Source organism: Kitasatospora sp. NPDC057015 (genome assembly GCF_042673745.1).
Lineage (GTDB): Bacteria > Actinomycetota > Actinomycetes > Streptomycetales > Streptomycetaceae > Kitasatospora.
This window is the reverse complement of record NZ_JBHUSG010000009.1, coordinates 17,266-34,046: the sequence shown is the minus strand read 5'-3', so window position 1 is coordinate 34,046 and position 16,781 is coordinate 17,266. Positions and strand designations below refer to the sequence as shown.

General features: G+C 72.4%; 10 protein-coding genes. 2 read left to right on the top strand and 8 right to left on the bottom strand.

Annotated features, from left to right (window positions below; genetic code table 11):
* Nucleotides 1-46 precede the first annotated feature (46 nt).
* From ACFTWP_RS11390 to ACFTWP_RS11370, 5 genes are all read right to left on the bottom strand, one after another.
* Nucleotides 47-4,996 carry an NAD-glutamate dehydrogenase gene (locus ACFTWP_RS11390; RefSeq protein ID WP_380264236.1) on the bottom strand — a complete coding sequence of 1,650 codons (4,950 nt, stop codon included), beginning with the start codon at nt 4,994-4,996 and terminating at the stop codon, nt 47-49.
* 339 nt (nt 4,997-5,335) lie between these two features.
* Nucleotides 5,336-6,961, bottom strand: a complete 1,626-nt coding sequence (gene pruA, locus ACFTWP_RS11385) for an L-glutamate gamma-semialdehyde dehydrogenase (protein WP_380264410.1) — start codon at nt 6,959-6,961, stop codon at nt 5,336-5,338.
* A 153-nt stretch (nt 6,962-7,114) separates the two neighbouring features.
* Nucleotides 7,115-7,771, bottom strand: coding sequence for an HAD family hydrolase (locus ACFTWP_RS11380; protein ID WP_380264235.1), 657 nt, complete (start codon nt 7,769-7,771; stop codon nt 7,115-7,117).
* A gap of 95 nt (nt 7,772-7,866) precedes the next feature.
* A complete protein-coding gene (locus ACFTWP_RS11375) occupies nt 7,867-8,376 on the bottom strand; it encodes a DUF6912 family protein (RefSeq protein WP_380264234.1) in 510 nt (169 codons plus the stop codon).
* 144 nt (nt 8,377-8,520) lie between these two features.
* Nucleotides 8,521-9,582: a patatin-like phospholipase family protein gene (locus ACFTWP_RS11370; protein ID WP_380264233.1), complete on the bottom strand. Its 1,062-nt coding sequence runs from the start codon at nt 9,580-9,582 to the stop codon at nt 8,521-8,523.
* Between the two features lie 372 nt (nt 9,583-9,954).
* Between ACFTWP_RS11370 and ACFTWP_RS11365 the strand changes: the two genes are divergently transcribed.
* Nucleotides 9,955-10,659, top strand: a complete 705-nt coding sequence (locus tag ACFTWP_RS11365) for an Rv3235 family protein (RefSeq protein WP_380264232.1) — start codon at nt 9,955-9,957, stop codon at nt 10,657-10,659.
* Nucleotides 10,660-10,800: 141 nt separating this feature from the next.
* Here the strand turns inward: ACFTWP_RS11365 and secA are convergent, their stop codons facing one another.
* Complete coding sequence (gene secA, locus ACFTWP_RS11360) at nt 10,801-13,557, bottom strand: preprotein translocase subunit SecA (protein WP_380264231.1); 2,757 nt, start codon at nt 13,555-13,557, stop codon at nt 10,801-10,803.
* Nucleotides 13,558-13,777: 220 nt separating this feature from the next.
* Here secA and ACFTWP_RS11355 point away from each other — a divergent pair, with 220 nt between their 5' ends.
* Nucleotides 13,778-14,947, top strand: a complete 1,170-nt coding sequence (locus ACFTWP_RS11355; RefSeq protein WP_380264230.1) for a winged helix-turn-helix domain-containing protein — start codon at nt 13,778-13,780, stop codon at nt 14,945-14,947.
* A 16-nt stretch (nt 14,948-14,963) separates the two neighbouring features.
* On the opposite strand, the gene ACFTWP_RS11350 is transcribed toward ACFTWP_RS11355, so the two are convergent.
* The gene (locus ACFTWP_RS11350) at nt 14,964-15,728 is read right to left on the bottom strand and encodes a response regulator (protein ID WP_380264229.1); all 765 of its coding nucleotides are present in this window, start codon (nt 15,726-15,728) and stop codon (nt 14,964-14,966) included.
* Between the two features lie 190 nt (nt 15,729-15,918).
* Nucleotides 15,919-16,617 carry a ribosome hibernation-promoting factor, HPF/YfiA family gene (hpf, locus tag ACFTWP_RS11345; protein ID WP_380264228.1) on the bottom strand — a complete coding sequence of 233 codons (699 nt, stop codon included), beginning with the start codon at nt 16,615-16,617 and terminating at the stop codon, nt 15,919-15,921.
* Nucleotides 16,618-16,781: the final 164 nt, after the last annotated feature.

Sequence of the window (16,781 nt, the reverse complement as noted above, 5' to 3'; positions counted from 1 at the left end):
GGGCCGCCGTGTGCGGTCCCGCCCTCGCCCGGAGTGCCTGCCTGCGTCAGCGCATCGAGCCCGTGCGCAGCAGCGTACGGATCACCCGCATGGCGACCGAGAGGCTGGACAGCTCGTAGTTGTCCGAACCCCTTATGTCGTCGAGGGTGCTCTTGGCCCGGTTGAGCAGGGTGGCGTTGAGCTCGGCCCAGGCCGTGTAGCGCTCCTCGGGGGTGGCGCCCTCGCCGCCGCAGGCCAGGATGTCGGCCGTCAGCGCCGCGTGGGCCGCGAAGAGGTCCTCGCGGATGGCCGCGCGGGCCATCGAGGACCAGCGGTCGACCCGCGGGAGCTCGATGATGCGGTCCAGCAGGTGGGTGATCTGCAGGCGGTCGGCGAGGTCGTAGTAGAGGTCGGCGACCTCGGCGACGTCCTTGCCGGAGCGGTCCGCGACCTCGGTGATGTCCAGGGTCGGGAAGGTCGAGGACAGGCCCGCGATGCGGGTGGCGAGGCCCTCCGGGACGCCGGCGGCGGCGAGCTCCCCGTAGACGGACTCGAACCAGACGAGGTCCTCCCCGCGCAGCGGCTTGGGGAGCGAGCCCCAGACCTGGTTCACGCGGTCGTGGAAGAACTCGATGGTGCCGGCGATGTCCAGCGGCTGGCGGCGGTTGTTGAGCATCCACCGGGTGGCGCGCTCGACCAGCCGGCGGGAGTGCAGGCGCATCTTGGTCTGCGCCCGGGCCGACACCCTGGTGTCGAGGCCCTCGATCTCGGCCCAGATCTGCTCCAGGCCGAAGACCGCGCGGGCCGCGGTGTGGGTGCGGGCGATCTCCTCGTACGTCGCGCCGGTCTCCTCCCGCAGGCGGAAGGCGAAGGTGCAGCCGCCGCGGTTGATCGTGTCGTTCACGATCAGGGTGGTGATGATCTCCCGGCGCAGGGCGTGGGCGTCGATCGCCTCGGCGAAGCGGGCCCGTAGGGCGCTCGGGAAGTACTCCTGGAGGGCGGTGCGGAAGTACGGGTCGTCGGGCAGCTCGGTGGCGAGCAGCTCGTCGGCCAGGGTGATCTTGGTGTAGGCGAGCAGGACGGACAGCTCGGGCTGGGAGAGCCCGCGGCCGTTCTGCTGGCGCTCGCGGATCTGCCGCTCGGTGGGCAGGAACTCCAGCGCCCGGTCGAGCCGGCCGTCCGCCTCCAGGCGGTTGATCATCCGGGAGTGCACGTTGACCATGCTGACGGCCTGCGCGACGGCGTTGGCCAGCACCACGTTCTGCGCGTAGTTGTTGCGCAGCACCAGGTGGCCGACCTCGTCGGTCATCTCGGCGAGCAGCTTGTTGCGCTGCTTGACGGTCATGTCGCCGTCGGCGACGACCTGGTTGAGCAGGATCTTGATGTTCACCTCGTGGTCCGAGGTGTCGACGCCGGCCGAGTTGTCGATGGCGTCGGTGTTGATCCAGCCGCCGGTCTGCTCGGGGCCGCCGGACGCCGCGAACTCGATCCGGCCCAGCTGGGTGCAGCCGAGGTTGCCGCCCTCGCCGATGACCCGGGCGCGGACGTCGCTGCCGTTGACCCGGATGGCGTCGTTGGCCTTGTCGCCGACCTCGGCGTTGGTCTCGGTGGAGGCCTTGACGTAGGTGCCGATGCCGCCGTTCCAGAACAGGTCGACGGGCGACTGCAGGATCGCCTTCATCAGCTCGGCCGGGGTGAGCCGGGCCTGCGCGATGCCGAGCACGGCCCGCGCCTGCGAGCTGAGCTGGATCGACTTGGCGCTGCGCGGGAACACGCCGCCGCCGGTGGAGACCAGCGACTTGTCGTAGTCGTCCCAGGAGCTGCGCGGCAGGTCGAAGAGCCGGCGCCGCTCGGCGTAGGAGACGGCCGCGTCCGGGTTCGGGTCGAGGAAGATGTGCCGGTGGTCGAAGGCGGCGACCAGGCGGATGTGCTCGCTGAGCAGCATGCCGTTGCCGAACACGTCACCGGACATGTCGCCGATGCCGACGACCGTGAAGTCCTCGCTCTGGGTGTCGTGGCCCAGCTCGCGGAAGTTGCGCTTGACCGACTCCCAGGCACCGCGGGCGGTGATGCCCATGCCCTTGTGGTCGTAGCCGGCCGAGCCGCCGGAGGCGAAGGCGTCGCCCAGCCAGAAGCCGTACGACTCGGCGACGCCGTTGGCGATGTCCGAGAAGGTCGCGGTGCCCTTGTCGGCGGCGACCACCAGGTAGGTGTCGTCCTCGTCGTGGCGGACCACGTCGGCGGGGTGGACGACCTCGCCGGCCTTGAGGTTGTCGGTGATGTCGAGCAGCGCCGAGATGAAGGTCTTGTACGAGGAGATGCCCTCGGCCAGCCAGGCGTCGCGGTCCACCGAGGGGTCCGGCAGCTGCTTGGCGACGAACCCGCCCTTGGCGCCGACCGGGACGATGACGGTGTTCTTCACCATCTGGGCCTTGACCAGGCCGAGGATCTCGGTGCGGAAGTCCTCGCGCCGGTCGGACCAGCGCAGCCCGCCGCGGGCGACCTTGCCGAAGCGCAGGTGCACGCCCTCGACCTGCGGGGAGTAGACCCAGATCTCGAACGCCGGGCGCGGGGCCGGCAGGTCCGGGATCGCCTGGGGGTCGAACTTCATCGAGACGTAGCGGTGCCAGTCGCCGGTCTCGCTGGAGTGCTGGAAGAAGTTGGTGCGCAGGGTCGCCTGGATGAGGTGCAGGAAGGAGCGCAGGATGCGGTCCTCGTCCAGCGAGACCACCTCGTCGAGGGCGCCGGACAGCTCCTCGACGATGCCCTCGGTCAGCTCCAGCGCGCCCAGCTGGTGGCTGGGGCTCAGCCGGGCCTCGAAGAGGTTGACCAGCAGGCGGGTGGTGTGGGCGTTGTTGCGGAGCGCGTCCTCCATGTAGTCCTGGGAGAACGTGCTGCCGGCCTGGCGCAGGTACTTGGCGTAGGCGCGCAGCATCATCGCCTGGCGCCAGGTGAGCCCGGCGGTGAGCACGAGGCCGTTGAAGCCGTCGTTCTCGGCCTGGCCGGTCCAGGTGGCGGCGAAGGCCTCCTGGACGCGCTCGCGGGCCTCGTCGGTCAGCTCGGTGCCCTCGCGCAGCCGCAGGCCGAAGTCGTAGACCCAGGCGGTGCTGTGGTCCGAGCGGGTCAGCGCGTACGGGTGCTCGTCGAGCACCTCGACGCCCAGGCGCTGCAGGACGGGCAGGACCTCGGTCAGCGAGATCGGGCCGCCGACCCGGTAGATCTTGAAGCGGCGCTCGTCGTCGCCCGCGCCGACCGGCTGGTACAGGTTCAGGCGGAAGTCGCCCTCGCCGGCCAGCGACTCGATCTGCTTGAGGTCGGCGACGGCGGTGCGCGCGGTGAAGTCGGCGCGGTAGCCGTCGGGGAAGGCGTTGGCGTACCTGCGGGACAGGTCCGCGGCCCGCTCCTCGCCCAGCTCGATGTGCAGCTGGTCGTTGAAGCCGTCCATCCAGAACCGGGCGGCCTCGGCGAGCTTGCCCTCGATCCGCTCGACCTCGGCGTCCGACAGGTGCGGCAGCTCGCTGCCGGGGGTGACCCGGACGACGAAGTGCAGGCGGGTCAGCACCGACTCGGTGGCGTACACCGTGTAGTCGATCGCGGCGCCGTTCAGCTCCTGCATCAGGATGTCCATCAGGCGCAGCCTGATGCGGGTGGTGTAGCGGTCGCGCGGCAGGTAGACCAGCGCGGAGAAGTACCGGCCGTACTCGTCCTGGCGCAGGAACAGCCGCAGCCGGCGGCGCTCCTGCAGGTAGAGCACGCTGGTGGCGATCTGGAGCAGTTCCTCGGCGGGGGTCTGGAAGATCTCGTCGCGGGGGAAGGTCTCCAGGATCTGGAGCAGGTCGCGGCCGTCGTGGCTGTCGCTGGAGAAGCCGGAGGCGCTCACCACGTCCTGCACCTTGCGGCGCACGACCGGGATCCGGGAGACCGACTCGGTGTACGCGGCGGCGGAGAACAGGCCGAGGAAGCGGCGCTCGCCGATCACCTCGCCGTTGGCGTCGAACCGCTTCACGCCGACGTAGTCGAGGTAGGCGGGGCGGTGCACGGTGGCCCGGCTGTTCGCCTTGGTGAGGACGAGCAGCTTCTTCTCGTGCGCCTTGGCGCGGACCGGCGCGGAGAGCCGGCCGAAGGCCTCGCTGACCGGGTGGTGGTCGGTGTCGTGGCTGAGCGGGTCGGAGCGCAGGATGCCCAGGCCGGTGCCGGCGACGGCCCGCAGGACCTCCTCGCCCTCGTGCTCGACCAGGTCGTACTCGCGGTAGCCGAGGAAGGTGAAGTGGTCGTCGGCGAGCCAGCGCATCAGCTCCCAGGCCTCGCCGACCTCCTGCTCGGGCAGGTGCGCCGGGGGCTCCTCGGCGAGCTCGTCGGCCAGTCTCAGCGCCGACTCGCGCATCTTCGACCAGTCCTCGACGACCTCGCGGACGTCACCGAGGACGCGGCGCAGGTCGGACTCGATGGCGCGGAGGTCCTCGCGGTCCGTCTCGCGGTCGATCTCGATGTGCATCCAGGACTCGACCACGGCGTCGGCGGGCCATTCGGCGCCGGCGGCCTGGCTGCGCGAGCAGGCGTCGATGTCCAGGATCTCCAGCAGCCTGCCGGTGATGTCACGGCGGACGACCAGCTGGGGGTGGATCACCACGTGGATCGCGCGGTCCTGGCGGGACAGCTCGTTGGTCACCGAGTCGACCAGGAAGGACATGTCGTCGGTGACGACCTCGACCACGGTGTGGCCGCAGGACCAGCCGTTCTCCTCGACGCTCGGGGTGTGCACCCGGACCTCGGCGGTCCCCTGGGGCCGCTTGAGCCCGAGGCGGTAGTGCGAGGCGGCGGCCCCGTACACGTCGACCGGGTCCCGGCTGAGCAGGTCCTCGGGGGCGGTGTGGAGGTAGTAGTGGTGCAGGTACGCGGTCAGAGCACCGTTGCTCAGACCCTCCCCTGGCGCCGCTCCCCCCACCTGGCTGTTCTCAGCGGCTGCTGCTGCCTTGGTGAGCAGTTCGGCCTTGGCTGCGTCCAGCTTGGTCTGCATGGCTGTTTGGCTCCTGTCGCGCGCCGTTGCGTGACTCGGTGGTGTGTGGGTGTGCACCGCCGGGCCACGTCCGCAATCCTGCCGCACCTTCCGACTGAAAGGCGTTCATGGCACGCATGAAATGCCCGTCAGCCGGGTAAGAGACGGTGTTTTGGCCTGCGGAGCCAACCCGACGACGTCAGTCAGCCTAACCGGAGGAAACGAAGGTGTCAGGGGACAGGTAGGCACAATCCCGCAGGAAGACCGGTCCGTCCTGGACACCTTGTCCAAAGGCCCGCCGCGGACCGGCGCCGGTCCGACCGGCCGCCGCCGGGGGTTCAGCCGCCGGCCACCCGGCGCTCAGCCCATGTGCGGGTAGCGGTACTCGGCCGGCGCCACGAAGGTCTCCTTGATCGAGCGCGCCGAGGTCCAGCGCAGCAGGTTCTGCGCCGCGCCGGCCTTGTCGTTGGTGCCGGACGCCCGTCCGCCGCCGAACGGCTGCTGCCCCACCACCGCGCCGGTCGGCTTGTCATTGACGTACACGTTGCCCGCCGCGAACCGCAGCTCCTCCAGCGCCTGGGCGACGGCGAACCTGTCCCGCGCCATCACCGCGCCGGTCAGGCCGTACGCGGCGCCCGCGTCGACCCGGCGCAGCACGTCGTCCCAGCGGGCGTCCTCGTACACGTGCACCGCGAGGATCGGCCCGAAGTACTCGGTCCGGAAGATCTCGTTGCGGTGGTCGGCCGACACCAGCACGGTCGGGCGGACGAACCAGCCGATGGCGTCGTCGTACTGCCCGCCCGCCGCCAGCTCCACGGTCGGGTCCTGCACGGCCCGGTCGATGGCCCCCCTGTTCCGCTCGAAGGCCCGCCGGTCGATCAGGGCGCCCATGAAGTTGCTGAGGTCGGAGACGTCGCCGACGGTGATCGCGTCCACCTCGGCCAGGAACTCGTCCTTGATCCGCTGCCAGAGGCTGCGCGGCAGGTAGGCCCGGGAGAGCGCCGAGCACTTCTGGCCCTGGTACTCGAAGGCGCCGCGGATCAGCGCGGTCCGCAGGGCGTCCGGGTCGGCGGAGCGGTGCGCGAGCAGGAAGTCCTTGCCGCCGGTCTCGCCGACGATCCGCGGGTAGGTCCGGTAGCCGGCGATGTTGGCGCCGACGGCCTTCCACAGCGACTGGAAGGTGGCGGTCGAGCCGGTGAAGTGCAGCCCGGCCAGGGCGGGGTCGGCCAGCGCCACCTGCGACACCTGCACGCCGTCCCCGGTCACCATGTTGATCACGCCGGGCGGCAGTCCGGCCTCCTCCAGCACCCGCATCAGGTAGTGGGCGGAGAGCGTCTGGGCGGGCGCCGGCTTCCAGACCACGGTGTTGCCCATCAGGGCGGGCGCGGTCGGCAGGTTGCCGGCGATGGCGGTGAAGTTGAACGGCGTGACCGCGTAGACGAAGCCCTCCAGCGGCCGGTGGTCGGTGCGGTTCCACTGGCCCGGCGAGGAGAGCGGCTGGTCGGCCAGGATCTGCCGGGCGAAGTGCACGTTGAACCGCCAGAAGTCGACCAGCTCGCAGGGTGCGTCGATCTCGGCCTGCTGCGCCGTCTTGGACTGCCCGAGCATGGTGGCCGCCGCGACGGTCTCCCGCCACGGGCCGGCCAGCAGCTCGGCCGCGCGCAGGAACACCGCCGCCCGGTCGTCGAAGGAGAGCGAGCGCCAGCGCGGCCCGGCGGCCAGCGCCGCGTCCACCGCGAGGCGGGCGTCCTCCCGAGTGGCGTTGCCGAGCACCCCCAGCTTGGCCGCGTGGTGGTGCGGCTGGACGACGTCGATCCGCTCGCCGCCGCCGAACCGCTGCTCACCCGCGACGGTCATCGGCAGCGGGATCGCCTCGGCCGCCAGCTCGTCCAGTCTCCGCTCCAGCCGGGCCCGCTCGGGGCTGCCCGGCGCGTAGCCGTGCACCGGTTCGTTGACCGGGGTCGGGACCTGGGTCACTGCGTCGATGGGCATGCTGGCTCCGCTCGTTCCGGTACGCGCCGTGGATGGCGTTCGTCCCAGACTGACCAGTTCCGCACCGTTCGCGCCGGTCTGACACGCCCTCGGCCGCGTGGCGCCCGACACGCCGTCAGACCGGGGCCCTCCGCCCGGCCGGCCGGATCAGGCCGTCAGCCGGCCGGCCAGCTCGACCGCCTCCGCCAGGGTGTCCACCACCGGGACCCCGACCGGCTCCAGCTTCTCGCGGGTGTGCGAGCCGCCGGTGTAGAGCACCGCGTGGGCGCCGACGCTCAGTGCGGCCCGGGCGTCGTCGGCGGCGTCGCCGATCAGCACGGTGCGGGCCGGGTCCACCCGCTCCCCGAGCGCCGCCAGGTGCCGGGAGAGGTAGCCCGCCTTCTGGCCGCCCGAGGGCCCGCTGCGGCCGTCGACCCGGGCGAAGTGCCCGCTGATCCCGAACCGCTCGACCACCGGCACCAGCCGGTCGTGCTCGTACATCGACAGCAGCGACTGGCTGTGGCCGGCCTCGCCCCAGGAGCTCAGCAGCCCGAGCGCACCCTCGGTCAGCCCGCAGGTCGGGCTCAGCTCGTGGTAGCGGTCGTGGAACGCGTCGTCGAGCAGGATCCACTCCGCGTCGCTGGGCAGCCGTCCGAGCAGCCGCTCGTAGAACCGCGGGATCGGGATCTCGTACTGCTCCCGGTACTCCTGCAGGCTCAGCGGCGCGATGCCGAGGGTCGCGAAGGCGGCGTTGCTCGCGCCGAGCACCGCCTCCATGTCGTGGAAGAGCGTGCCGTTCCAGTCCCAGACGATGTGAGTGCGCACCTCGGAACGGTAACCGGAGCGCCCGGCCGACCGGAAGTCCCGGCGGCGGACCCCGGCGCGGACCCGGGCCCGACCGGCCGTGGCGGAGCCGGGGCTCAGGCCAGCAGGGCCGGGATCTCCTGGGTGGCGAACCAGAGCAGGTCGTGGTCCTCGGCGCCGTCCACGGTGAACTGGGCGTCCTGGTCGCCCGCGTCGGCGGCGGTGATCGCGGCCACCGCGGCGGCGACGTCCTCGACCACGTCCCCGTCGGCCGGGTCCGCGTGCACGGCGGCGGCCTTCGCCAGCGGCACCGGCCCGGTCAGCACGATCCGGCCGAGCGAGGCCTGGTCCTGGTACTCGTCGCCGGGGTACGGCCGCACCGCCGCGTCCGGCACGTCCAGGGCCAGCACCACGCGTCGGCGCGGAGCGTCGGGGTCGACGGCGAGCAGCCGCAGCGAGGACTGGGCGGCCCGGTTCAGCGCCGCGTACTCCAGCTCCTCCAGGTCCTCGCTGACGTACCACTCGCGCAGCGCGGGGGTCACGGCGTACGCCGCCGACTGCTCCAGCGCGCCGCCCGGATGCGCCGCCGCCAGGCCGTTCAGGGTGGTGGGCACGTACACGCGCATCGGGGCACTCTCCAGGTCTTCGTACGGCACGGCCTTCGGACGGCTACGACAGAGAATACGGCGCCCGTGATCGCCGGTTCATCCCGTTCGCCCGCGCGGAACCCCCGGGCGCCCGCCACCCGCCCCCGGCCGGGCCCCCGGCGCTCAGTGCACCCCGGCCAGCGCGGCCCGGCTGGTGCGCAGCGCGGTCTCCAGCACGGCGCCGCGACGGGCCGGGTCCATCATGTTGGGGCCCATCACCGCGAGGTCCTCCAGCGTCGGCGCGAGCAGCTGCACCCGGATGCCGGCGGACCGCAGTTGCCGGGCCTCGCGCAGCAGCTGGCGGGTCACCGAGCGCCGGTAGCGGCTCACCAGCTGCGCCAGCACGCCCCGCGGGCGGTCCCGCTCGCGCCACTCCCGCAGCGCCGACAGCGTCCCCCGGCCGGGCTCGGCCGGGCCGCGCGGGTGCAGTCGCAGCGCCATCGGGGCGAGCACGTACACCTCGTCCAGGCCGCGCCCGAGCATCAGGTCGGCGTTGGTGGCCGACCAGCAGCCGCCGTCCACGTAGGGGCTGCCCGCCACCTCCACCGGGGCGAACCAGCCCGGGATCGCGCAGGAGGCCATCACCGCCTCCGCCGTCTCGACGGGCGGCGCGCCGGGGTCGCCGAAGACCACCCGGCGGCCGGTGCGGTAGTCGACCGCCACCACCCGCAGGGCCGTGTCCTGCGGCCGGCCGCCCGGGCCGGCCAGCGAGCGGACCAACTCGCCCACCGGCGCCACCGAGCCGCGCCCGGTGGGCACCACCGCCGACACCATGGTCAGCCAGGGGTACTCGCGCGGGTGCCGGACGGCGTCCCGCAGCAGGCCGGGCGAGCCGATGCCGGCCCGGGGCCGGGGCGGCAGGGCGCCGCCGACCGCCGTCTCGTAGTCGAAGTCCACCCCGGCCAGCGGCCCGCTGGTGATCGGCAGGCCGCGCTGGTGGTCGCGCAGTTCCTCCGCACGGACGCCGCCGGCCAGCAGGGCGCCCAGGATGGACCCGGCCGAGGTCCCGAGGAGCACCTCGGCCCGGCCGGACCGGTGCCCGGTCGCCTCCTCGACGGCGCAGAGCGCGCCGATCGTCCAGGCCGCGCCGAGCATGCCGCCACCGCCGAGGACCAGACCGCGCCTGACCGCGCCCGCGGCGGGCGCCGCCGCCCTGCCGTCGCTCGTCGAAGCCTGCGTCACCATCGCCAGCCGCCCCTCGTCTCCGCGGGCTCCCGGCGGGGCCCCGTCCCGATCCTCCGCGCTACCGGCGGGTAGTATCCCCGCCACGCTCGACCCGACCCACAGAATTCACAGGCCGGGCCGTCCCCCTTCGAGGCCTCTCCCCGGGTGCGGGGCGTCAACCGGGCGCCGGGGCGAACCACGGCCGGCCCCGGCGGTGCCAGGCGTGCTCACCCGGATAGGTGACACCGGGGCGGGCCCGCCCGGCCCCCGCCGGGCCGCTCTCGCCCGCCTCCCGGGAGCCGATACCAAGGCTGCGGCCAGGTTGCGACGGGGCCGCGCCCGGCGTGAGCCGAGCCCGGCCCGCCCTTCCTGCCCGAACCGGGGGTACCGCGCATGATCGAGTCCACCGCCACCCAGTACGGCGCCGGCCGGCCCACCGGCGCCCCGCAGCACATCGCCGCCCCGCACGGCGCCGGCCAGCACGGCGCGGTCCGGCACGCCCGCCCGCTGCCGCCCGCCGTCCGCACCCCGCGGATCCGGCCCCTCGCCCAGCACCACGAGGCCCGCCGCCACGGGATCGCCGGGCCCGCCGCCGGGCCCGCCGCCACTCAGCAGGCGCCGCACCACACCGCTCACCCGCACCCGCACCCGCACCCGCCCGCCGGTCCGCGCCTGCCCCGCCACCCGCGAGCCGCCTGCGCACCGGCCCCGCACGGCTCCCCCGACTCTCCCGGCGGTCCGGGCTCCCCGGACGGCGGCGTCGAGCGGGCCCTGCGCGCGGAGCTGGCCGGCCGCTTCGCCCTGCGGCTGGTCGAGGTGCTCGCCGGCGTCCGCCCGGCCGGCCAGCTCCAGCGCCACACCACCCTGGACGGCTACGGCCGGCTCACCGCACTCGTCCGCTCGGGGCCGCTGCGCCCGCGCGGCCACGCCGCGGCCCGCCCGCGGCTGGGCCGGGTCCACCACGGCGCGCCCTCCGGCGGCGTGCTGGAGGCGTGCGTCCGGGTGGAGCTCGGCGCCCGCCAGTGCGTGGTGGCGTTCCGGTTGGAGCGGCACCGCCGGACCGGCCAGTGGCAGTGCGCCACCGTCGAGAGCCGCTGAGCGGGCCCGCCCTCGAAGCACCGGGCCCGGCCCGGGCCGAGCCCCGAGCGGGCGCCATGGGCGCGGCCCGGGCACGGCGAAGGGCGCCGCCCCGGATCGGGGGCGGCGCCCTTCCTGCCGGCCTGGGCCGGCGGCCGTTGCTCAGGCCTTGCGGCGGCGACCCTTGGTCGACTTGGCGGCCTTGCGGCGCTCGGCCCGGGTGAGGCCGTCGCCCTCGTCCTCCGGCGCGAGGTCCTCGAAGTCGCCCTCGATCACGGTGTCGTCACCGTCGACCGTCGGCGCGGTGTAGTGCAGCCGCTGCGGCTTCGGCGCCTCCAGGCCCTTGGCCCGGATCTCCGGCCGGCTCTCCTTCTCCAGCGAGATCTCGCCGTCGCCGTCCGCGACCGGGACCTCCTCGACCTGCTGCTCGACCTGGACCTCCAGGTTGAACAGGTAGCCGACGGACTCCTCCTTGATCCCCTCCATCATGGCGGTGAACATGTCGAAGCCCTCGCGCTGGTACTCGACCAGCGGGTCGCGCTGGGCCATCGCCCGCAGGCCGATGCCCTCCTGCAGGTAGTCCATCTCGTAGAGGTGCTCGCGCCAGCGGCGGTCCAGCACCGAGAGCACCACGCGGCGCTCCAGCTCACGCATGATCTCCGCGCCGAGCTGGTCCTCGCGGGCGCCGTACTGGCCCTGGATGTCCTCCTGGACGGCCCGGACGAGGAACTCGGAGGTCAGGCCCGCGGGGCCGCCGGCCTCCTCCTCCAGCTCCTCCAGGTCGAGGGTGACCGGGTAGAGCTGCTTGAGGGCGGTCCACAGCTTGTCGAGGTCCCAGTCGTCCTCGAAGCCCTCACCGGTCGCGGCCTTCACGTAGGCCTCGACGGTGTCGTCCATGAAGTGGCCGATCTGCTCCTGGAGGTCCTCGCCCTCCAGGACGCGGCGGCGCTCGCCGTAGATGACCTCGCGCTGGCGGTTCAGCACCTCGTCGTACTTCAGGACGTTCTTGCGGATCTCGAAGTTCTGCTGCTCGACCTGGGTCTGGGCCGAGGCGATCGCCCGCGTCACCATCTTGGACTCGATCGGCACGTCCTCCGGCACGTTGGCCATCGACAGCACGCGCTCGACCATGCCGGCCTTGAACAGGCGCATCAGGTCGTCACCCAGCGAGAGGTAGAACCGGGACTCGCCCGGGTCGCCCTGACGGCCGGAGCGGCCGCGCAGCTGGTTGTCGATCCGGCGGGACTCGTGCCGCTCGGTGCCCAGCACGTACAGGCCGCCGGCCTCGCGGACCTCGTCCTGCTCGGCCTTGACGGAGGCCTTCGCCTTCTCCAGGGCCTCCGGGAAGGCCGCCTCGTACTCCTCCGGCGTGTCCGTCGGGGTGAGGCCGCGCTGCGCGAGCTCGGCCGCCGCGAGGTGGTCGGAGTTGCCGCCGAGCATGATGTCGGTACCGCGGCCGGCCATGTTGGTGGCGACGGTGACGGCGCCCTTGCGGCCGGCCTGGGCGACGATCTGCGCCTCGCGCTCGTGGTGCTTGGCGTTCAGCACCTCGTGCGGGATGCCGCGCTTGCGCAGCTCCTGGGACAGGTACTCGGACTTCTCGACCGAGACGGTGCCGACCAGGACGGGCTGGCCCTTCTCGTGCTTCTCCGCGATGTCCTCGACCACCGCGGCGAACTTCGCCGGCTCCGACTTGTAGATCAGGTCGGGCTGGTCGATCCGGCGCGGATCCTTGTTGGTGGGGATCGGCACCACGCCGAGCTTGTAGATCTGGTGGAACTCGGCGGCCTCGGTGGTGCCGGTACCGGTCATGCCCGAGAGCTTGTCGTACAGGCGGAAGAAGTTCTGCAGGGTGATGGTGGCCAGCGTCTGGTTCTCGTTCTGGACCTCCACCCCCTCCTTGGCCTCGATCGCCTGGTGCATGCCCTCGTTGTAGCGGCGGCCGGCCAGGATGCGGCCGGTGTGCTCGTCGACGATCATGACTTCGCCGTTCATGACGACGTAGTCCTTGTCCGCCTTGTAGAGCTCCTTGGCCTTGATGGCGTTGTTCAGGAACCCGACCAGCGGGGTGTTGACCGACTCGTAGAGGTTGTCGATGCCGAGGTAGTCCTCGACCCGCGACACGCCCTCCTCCAGGACGCCGACGGTGCGCTTCTTCTCGTCGACCTCGTAGTCGCGGTCGATCTTGAGGCGCTGCACCAGCTTGGCGAAGTCGGCGTACCACTTGGTCGCCTGGTCGGCCGGGCCGGAGATGATCAGCGGGGTACGGGCCTCGTCGATCAGGATCGAGTCGACCTCGTCGACCACCGCGAAGTTGTGGCCGCGCTGGACGAGTTCGTCCTTCGACCAGGCCATGTTGTCGCGCAGGTAGTCGAAGCCGAACTCGTTGTTGGTGCCGTACGTGATGTCCATCCCGTACTGGCGCTTGCGCTCGGCGGGCGTCATGCTGCCCAGCACCACGCCGACCTCCAGGCCGAGGAAGCGGTGCACCCGGCCCATCCACTCCGAGTCGCGCTCGGCGAGGTAGTCGTTGGTGGTGATGAGGTGAACGCCCTTGCCGGTAAGCGCGTTCAGGTACGTCGGGAGCGTGCCGACGAGGGTCTTGCCCTCACCGGTGCGCATCTCGGCGACGTAACCGAGGTGCAGCGCGGCGCCGCCCATGATCTGGACGTCGTAGTGCCGCTGGCCGAGCACCCGCTTCGCGGCCTCACGGACGGTGGCGAACGCCTCGGGCAGGAGGTCGTCAAGGGTCTCACCGTCGGCGAGCCGCTGCTTGTACTCGTCGGTGAGCGCACGCAGCTCGGCGTCCGTGAGGTTGGCGAAGTCCTCTTCGATGGAGTTGACCTGGGCGGCAATCCGCTGCAGCTTGCGAAGGATCTTGCCTTCGCCGGCGCGCAGGATCTTGTCGAAGACGGACACTAGAGCGGGCTCCTTGCCTGTATTGGCACTGGACGACTGCACGGGGGGTCCACCCCACCGCACGGGCCATCGTATGCGAGGAGTCCAATGCCCCGGGAGGTGCGTCAGCACGCTATTCCCGTGTCACCCCTGAGAGCACTTCCCCCGATAGCCCTGCCTACCGGGTCAAACCGGTCATCGGACCGGCCGGTTGTCGGTGCCGCGCCCTACGCTGCCAGGCATGACCGTCACCACGCTGACCGCTGACGAGGCCCGCCGGATCGCGCTGCGCGCGCAGGGGTTCCTCGGGGCGCCGGACCGCCGGGGCGGGGTCCGCGGGGTGCTGCGGCACCTGGGCGCCGTCCAGCTGGACACCATCTCCGTGCTCGCCCGCTCGCACGAACTGATCCCGTACGCCCGGCTCGGCGCGGTCGGCCGGCCCGCCGTCGAGGCCGCCTACTGGGGTGGCGGGTCGAGCTTCGAGTACTGGTCGCACGCGGCCTGCGTGCTGCCGGTCGAGGAGTGGCCGCTGTTCGCCTTCCGGCGCCGCCGTTACCGCGACCGCGGCAACCTCTGGGGGCACCAGGTGACCCCGCAGACGTACCGGTACGTGCTGGACAAGCTCCGCGCCGAGGGCCCGCTGACCTCCACCGAGCTGGGCGGCGCCAAGCGCACGGCCGAGTGGTGGGACTGGTCCGACACGAAGATCGCGGTGGAGCGTGCGCTGGCCTTCGGCGACGTGGTCTGCACCGAGCGGCGCAGCTGGAAGCGGGTCTACGAGCTGGCCGAACGGGCCGTCCCCGCCGAGCTGTTCGGCCGCGACCCGGACGACCTCAGCTGCCTGCGGACCCTGGTCGCGCAGTCCGGCGCCGCCCTCGGGGTGGCGACCAGGGCGGATCTGGCGGACTACCACCGGCTGCGGGCCGAGCAGGTGGACGCCGCCCTGGCCGACTCCGGCCTGGTGCCGGTGGAGGTGGCCGGCTGGGGCCCGCAGGGTGCGCCGGCCGCGGCCTGGGCCGACCCCGCGGCGCTCGCCGCCGTACCGCGCGGGCGCCACCGCACCACCCTGCTCTCGCCGTTCGACTCGCTGGTGTGGGACCGCGCCCGGACCGAGCGGATCTTCGGCATGGCGCACCGGCTGGAGGCGTACACGCCCCGGCACAAGCGGGTGCACGGGTACTTCGCGATGCCGCTGCTGACCGGCGGCCGGCTGGTGGGCCGGGTCGACCCGGCCCGCGAGGGAAGGACCCTGGTGGCCCGTCAGATCTCGCTGGACGCAGCGCGCCACGTCGAGCCGCTGGCCCGCGCGCTGCGCGAGGCGGCCGACTGGGTGGGCTGCACCGACGTCCGGGTGGAGCTGCTCGACGACGAGTCGCTGCGCCCGGCCCTGGAGAAGTCGCTGGGCGGCTGACCGGGCGCCCGGGGCCTCACCCTATTTCGAGGATCTTCTCCCGCATCGCGTAGACCACGGCCTCCATCCGGGAGTGCAGCTGCAGCTTCTCCAGGATGTTCCGGACGTGGTTCTTCACGGTGTTCTCGCTGATGAAGAGCTCCTTGGCGATCTCCCGGTTGTTCATCCCGGTCGCCACCAGCTTGAGCACCTCCAGCTCCCGGTCGGTGAGCCGGGGGGCGGGCACCAGGTCACGGTCGTCGGACCGCCGCTGGATCATCGACTTGAACTCGGTCAGCAGTTTGGAGGCCATCGAGGGGCTGATCTGCGACTGGCCGTCGGCGACCGCGCGGATCGCGGTGGCGACCTCGTCGGTGGAGATCTCCTTGAGGAGGTAGCCGGTCGCGCCGGCCTTGATGGCCTCGTAGAGGTCGGCTTCCTCGTCGCTGATCGTCAGCATGATGATCTTGGCGCTGGGCACCACGTCCTTGATCGCGGTGCAGGCCTCGATCCCGCTGCGGCGCGGCATCCGGACGTCCATCAGGATGATGTCCGGCAGCAGGTCTGCGGCCTTCAGCACCGCCTCGGCGCCGTCCCCCGCCTCCCCGATGACCTTGATGTCCTCCTCCTCGGCCAGCACGATCTCCAGGCCGCGGCGGAACAGTGCGTGGTCGTCCACCACCAGGACGCGGATGGGCTCCCCCCGCCGCGGGGAGTAGTCGGACTCCACGGCCTCCCCCGCGCCTGCGGGCCCTCCCGAGACCGGCCCACCGGTGGGCCCCAGCCCGAAGTGATCCCCCATCCGCTCCTCCCCCGTCGCCGGTCGTCGTCGCGCCAATCATTCCACGAATGACGCACTCCCCGATCACACTCCGAGTCGGCCCGGTTCCGCTTCGGTCACGAGGGCGCACGCGCCCGCGCACGCGCCGGCGCACGGGTGACCCCGGCGGCATCGGCCGCCGGGGTCACCCGCGGATCAGCGCCGCGGTCGGTCAGTCCTCGTCGTCGGGACCGCCGATCGCACCTCCGGCGCCACCGGCCTCACCCTCGACGGCACTCCCGTCGGCCTTGAGGTGGATGACTCCGTAGTGGTAGCCGTGCCGGCGGTAGACCACGCTCGGCAGGCCGCTGTCCTTCTCGACGAAGAGGTAGAAGTCGTGGCCGACCAGCTCCATCTCGTAGAGCGCCTGGTCCAGCGCCATCGGCGCGGCGGGGTGCGTCTTCTCGCGGACGACGAGCGGGCCGTCGCCCTCCACCTCCAGGGAACCCATCTTGGTCTTGCGGACCGCCCCGTTGGCGCCGGCCTCGGGCTTCGTGGCCTCCGGCAGGGCCGCGAGCGCGGCGGTCGCCTCGGCGACACTGATCGGGGTACGGCCGTTGCCGCCCTTGTGCACCCGCCGCCGGTCGGCGGACTTCCGCAGCTGCGCGTCGAGCTTCGCCGAGGCCAGGTCGAGGGCCGCGTACGGATCGGCGGCGGCGGCCTCGGCCCGGATCACCGGGCCACGGGTACGGAGAGTGATCTCCACCCGCTCGGACCGGTCGGCCTGCCGCGGGTTGTGCTCCTTGGACACCTCGACGTCGAGGCTGATCACCTTGCCGTCGAACTTCTGGACCTTCTCCAGCTTCTCGGCCACGTGCTCGCGGAACCTCTTGGGCACCTCGGTCTTGCGGCCCTTGACGACGATGTCCACGCAGAACTCCGATCCCTCGTGCTGACGCCGACCCGGATTGACTACCGGATCGGGCTGAGACCCAGCCGGACCAGCCCATTCTCTGCCGGCCCTCCGCGTCGCCGCGGGCGGCGAGCGCGACTGGCCCTCACCTCACTTCCTCCCCACCAGGGACGCTTGAAACC

What these genes read in the sequence shown, in the direction of transcription:
- ACFTWP_RS11365 (WP_380264232.1), top strand. Translation starts at nt 9,955, where the DNA reads ATGATCGAGTCCACCGCCACCCAGTACGGCGCCGGCCGGCCCACCGGC.
- ACFTWP_RS11370 (WP_380264233.1), bottom strand. Translation starts at nt 9,582, where the DNA reads ATGGTGACGCAGGCTTCGACGAGCGACGGCAGGGCGGCGGCGCCCGCC.
- ACFTWP_RS11355 (WP_380264230.1), top strand. Translation starts at nt 13,778, where the DNA reads ATGACCGTCACCACGCTGACCGCTGACGAGGCCCGCCGGATCGCGCTG.
- ACFTWP_RS11350 (WP_380264229.1), bottom strand. Translation starts at nt 15,728, where the DNA reads ATGGGGGATCACTTCGGGCTGGGGCCCACCGGTGGGCCGGTCTCGGGA.
- ACFTWP_RS11375 (WP_380264234.1), bottom strand. Translation starts at nt 8,376, where the DNA reads ATGCGCGTGTACGTGCCCACCACCCTGAACGGCCTGGCGGCGGCGCAT.
- ACFTWP_RS11390 (WP_380264236.1), bottom strand. Translation starts at nt 4,996, where the DNA reads ATGCAGACCAAGCTGGACGCAGCCAAGGCCGAACTGCTCACCAAGGCA.